General features: G+C 33.8%; 4 protein-coding genes. All 4 read left to right on the top strand.

Annotated features, from left to right (window positions below; translation table 11 throughout):
- The first annotated feature begins 115 nt into the window (after positions 1 to 115).
- The 4 genes from AC4AGG_RS15385 (at position 116) to AC4AGG_RS15370 (ending at position 4277) form a co-directional block, all read left to right on the top strand.
- Positions 116 to 241: a hypothetical protein gene (locus tag AC4AGG_RS15385; protein WP_489772901.1), complete on the top strand. Its 126-nt coding sequence runs from the start codon at positions 116 to 118 to the stop codon at positions 239 to 241.
- Between the two features lie 179 nt (positions 242 to 420).
- The gene (locus AC4AGG_RS15380) at positions 421 to 2676 is read left to right on the top strand and encodes a TonB-dependent siderophore receptor (RefSeq protein ID WP_489772900.1); all 2256 of its coding nucleotides are present in this window, start codon (positions 421 to 423) and stop codon (positions 2674 to 2676) included.
- A 115-nt stretch (positions 2677 to 2791) separates the two neighbouring features.
- Entirely contained in the window at positions 2792 to 3307 is a 516-nt protein-coding gene (locus AC4AGG_RS15375) for a hypothetical protein (RefSeq protein WP_489772899.1), read from the top strand.
- A gap of 103 nt (positions 3308 to 3410) precedes the next feature.
- Complete coding sequence (locus AC4AGG_RS15370) at positions 3411 to 4277, top strand: mechanosensitive ion channel family protein (protein ID WP_489772898.1); 867 nt, start codon at positions 3411 to 3413, stop codon at positions 4275 to 4277.
- The last annotated feature ends 108 nt before the right edge of the window (positions 4278 to 4385 follow it).

The following is a 4385-nucleotide window of genomic DNA, read 5'->3' as shown; positions in this document are numbered from 1 at the left end:
TTACTAAATACAAATTAATTATCTGAATATCTTAATGTTAAAATTCAGAATAAACAAAGTTTATTTGTTTAAGAAAATTAAGCAAAAAGCCGTAAGAAAAATCACTGAATAAAATTTGAAAAAACTCTTAGCTTTCTGCTCATTTAGAAATGGTCTCATGAAAGTTAGAAGAGATGGAGATACGTTGGTTAAAGTTACAAAAAATGGAGGATTAAAATATATTTTCAATTCAGGTTATTAGATTTCCCCAAGGCTGAAACTATTGCTGATAAAAATCAGTTATTTCATCTATTTGAATTTCAATCATATAGAATTTACACCTTATCTTTATTTAGAATTATTAAAAATAAATTTTGAAATAAAGGCTTACTTTTTTACATTTGCTTCGTTATTTTAATTAATTCTAAATAAAATTGAGGAATGAAGAAGCAAATTATTTCATTAGGTTTATTGGTTTTTGCAATATCTACAAGTGCGCAAATGATGTATAAACAAGAAAGTGACACTTTGAGAATTCAAGAAATTGAAGACATACAACTTCATAAGACTGGAAACCCGAACAAGGCACGCGTGACAACGAGTAAATCTAATCTATCTGTGATGGAAAATCCTCAACCCGTATCTATCGTTACTCATGAAATTATAGAACAGCAACAAATCAGACAATTGTCGGAGGTTATCCAAAATGTCAACGGAATCTATGTGACTTCAGCCAGAGGGAACTCGCAATCGAGTTTTGGAGGAAGAGGATTCACTTTTGGTACCGAAAACATTTATAAAAACGGCGCCAGAATCAATAGTGGTGTTAATCCTGAAACTTCAGGTCTTGAGCGTGTGGAAGTAGCCAAAGGAGCCAATGCTTTGCTTTACGGAAATGTTGCTGCAGGTGGAATTATCAACATGATAACCAAAAAACCAAGATTTAGTTTTGGGGGAAGTGTAGGTTTCAGTGCAGGAAGTTGGGACGCTTACAAACCTACTGTTGATATCTACGGACCACTTTCTAAGAATGTCGCTTTTCGCGTGAACGGAGCGTACGAAAAAGCGAACAGCTTCAGAGATGTAGTTAGTTCAGAAAAATATTATTTCAACCCAAGTTTTGTTTTTAATCTTGGTAAGAACACCCAAATCATCGTTGAAGGAGATTATTTGAAAAATAATTTCACACCAGACTTCGGATTGGGAACGTTTGAAGCCTCAGATAAGTCTTATTCTTTAAATACTGTTTCTCCAATCAATACTTTTTTTGGTGCAGATTGGCAATTTCAGAATGTTCAACAAGCTTCAACAGATGTTGTTCTGAATCATAAATTCAATGAAAAATGGTTATTGAATGCGGTGGTTACTTACCAAAATTACACCCGAGATTATTTCTCTACTGAAAGAACGTATTGGGCCGAAAACACTTTGGGCTATCGTTGGAAAAGAAACTTAAGCCGTGCTTACAACGAGCAAAATTACACCAGTGCTCAAGTGAATTTAAATGGCGAATTTAATACTGGAAAAATTAATCATAAAGTTTTGGTGGGCACAGATGCAGATTATTTGCAAGCCGACTCTTACACTTACTACGATCCGAATCGAGGTGATGACCCCTATGGAACTTCTTACTATTTTGGAACAAATGGAAATTCTACAGGTTATGTTTATTTAAATGATGAATCTTCTTGGGAAGCGGGAGCAATGCCAATTGCTTTGAAAAACGATAAAACCAGAATCCCGACCAGAAGAATTGGATTTTATGCTCAGGACTTTATCAGTCTAACCAAACAGTTTAAAGTGATAGCGGGACTTCGCTATTCTTACCTTGAAAATATGAGGACTTTGGTAACCAATTTCACAGATAATACTAAAATTGAAAAAACAAATTCGACCACCTCTAATAGAGCCTTTTCTCCAAAAGCAGGATTGGTTTTTATGCCCAATGAAAATTTTTCAGCTTTTGCGACTTACACCAATTCGTTTTCACCAAATACTGGACAAGATATTAACACTGGAGATGGTTTGAAACCAAGTATTATCGATCAATTCGAAATCGGAGTAAAAAAGAATATTTGGAATAATGCAGTTGCTTTTAATTTGAGTGCTTATCAAATTTTAAATAAAAATTTTTATCAAACTGCTCAATTTGATGCAAATGGAATTGCCAATTCTGACTCTAACAAAAAAGAATTTGCTGGAAAATTATTAAGCCGTGGTGTTGAAGCCGATGTCACAGGAAATCCAACAAAAAATATTTCAATTATTGCAGGGTTCTCTTACAATCATGCTGTTTACAAAGATACACCAGATGATTTTGGTTATATTGAGGAGCAAAGGGTAGTCAGAACGCCTTCTACAACGCTAAATGCGTCAGTTTTTTACACATTTGATAAATTTGTTAAAGGTCTAAAAATGGGTGCGACTTATTACTATATTGGTGGGAGATTAGCTGGTTGGAACGATACTAAAACCGGAAACAACTCTTTGGAAGCTAGAAAGGGTGTTTCAAGGGTATTTGAATTGAGTGATTACAACATTTTTGATTTATCCATAGGATACGAATTCAAAAAAATCGTGATTCAAGGGAAAGTTGGGAACCTTTTCGATGCTAAAAATTATATCGTACACGAAAACTACTCTGTTAATCCAATCTCACCAAGAAACTATTATTTTACACTGACTTATAAATTGTAAATAGATAAAGTGGTGAAGCTATAAATTTGCAAGAAGTTTTAAATATGAATTTGGCTAAATTCCTAGTGAATTCGAAACATCACTTACTAACAGACTAACTGTATAACTAAATAAAATGGATAAAATAAAAGACACAAAGACCTTTATGAGAATCGTTCATAGATTTCTTGGATATTTCATGGCTGGGATTATGGCGATTTATGCGATTAGTGGCGTTTTGCTTGTTTATCGTGATACCGATTTTCTAAAAGAAGAAAAACACTACGACCAAGTCATTGCAAAAAATCTTACAGAAAAAGACTTGGGAAAAGAGCTCAAAATGAGACGCCTCGAAATTGACAAAACCGAAAATGGAATTTTCTATTTCAAGGATGGAACTTACAATTCCTTAACGGGACAAGCCAAATATTCTAAAAAGGAACTCCCTTTTGTTCTGGATAAAATGACCAAGCTCCACAAATCCGAATCCAAAAATCCTTTGTCTCCGCTCAATGTCTTCTTTGGAGTATCGTTATTTTTCTTTGTGATTTCAAGTTTTTGGATGTTCAATCCCAAATCTAAACCTTTCAAAAGAGGAATGATATTTACAGCTGTTGGAGCTGTAATAGCGTTGATTCTTCTTTTCATCTAAATACAATTTCTATATCATATAATTCCTTTGAAATTATTTCGAAGGAATTTTTATTATTGAATGATATCGCAATTGAATTATGTTTAATTTTGCAAAAAAAACCATGAAAACTAGTAGCATTACCAAAGAGAGTGTACAATATTTTGATATCGTCTGGAAAACCCTCCAGAATTGGTATGTAAAATTTGCAGAACATACACCAAGTATTATTGTTGGTGTTTTGATTTTTTGCCTGTTTCTGATTACGAGTAAATATCTTAGCACATTATCGGTAAAATTTTTTCAAAAATTGTTTCCTAAAAAGAAGCACGAGATTGTTTCTTTGGTGGGATTATTTCGCTTCCTAATTGTACTTACAGGAGCTTTTCTTGCCTTGGAAGTAATGGGATTCAGTGGATTTCTTTGGAAGTTTGTTGGTAGTCTTGGAGTTGCAGGTATTATTGCCGGTGTCGCATTGCAGAGTCTTGCTACTTCAGTTTTTTCTGGACTTCTTGTGAACATTGACAAATCCTTCAAGGTTGGTGATTATGTCAACATAGAGAATTTTTCAGGAACCGTTCATGAAATCGGTTTTTTGACCACCAAATTAATTACCGATGATGGAAAGAAAGTCTATATCCCGAATCAACTGATTTTTAGTGCACCATTTTTCAACATTACGGATTCTCCGCAACGAAAGATTATTTTGGATTTTGAGATTGCCAATACAGAGAATTTGGACAAAGTGAAAGATATTATTATGGCTGAAGTAAAATCCTTTAAATTCATTGACCAACCAGAACATGTTGAAGTTATTTTTGTAGGCCAAAAATTAGGTATCTACAATTTGCAAGTCAAATTTTGGATGAAACAAGGAGAGAATGTAGCCATTTCAAAGAGCGAAGCAATTCTGAATATTAAAGATCGATTGGATGAGGCGGGAATTAAGACTTCTCCAGTGCCAACAGTTAGCCCTACGCCTAATGCTTGATTGGTACTGTTATCCTAGAAAATAGAAATCCTTGTCACCATGACAAGGATTTTTTTATATGATTTTGGGTAATGTACTGAAAAATAGTTGGTGGATTTTACAAAAAAT

It is taken from the genome of Chryseobacterium sp. CG10_8 (assembly GCF_058117085.1).
The sequence above is the reverse complement of the archived record's forward strand: the minus strand, read 5'-3'. Positions and strand labels throughout refer to the sequence as shown.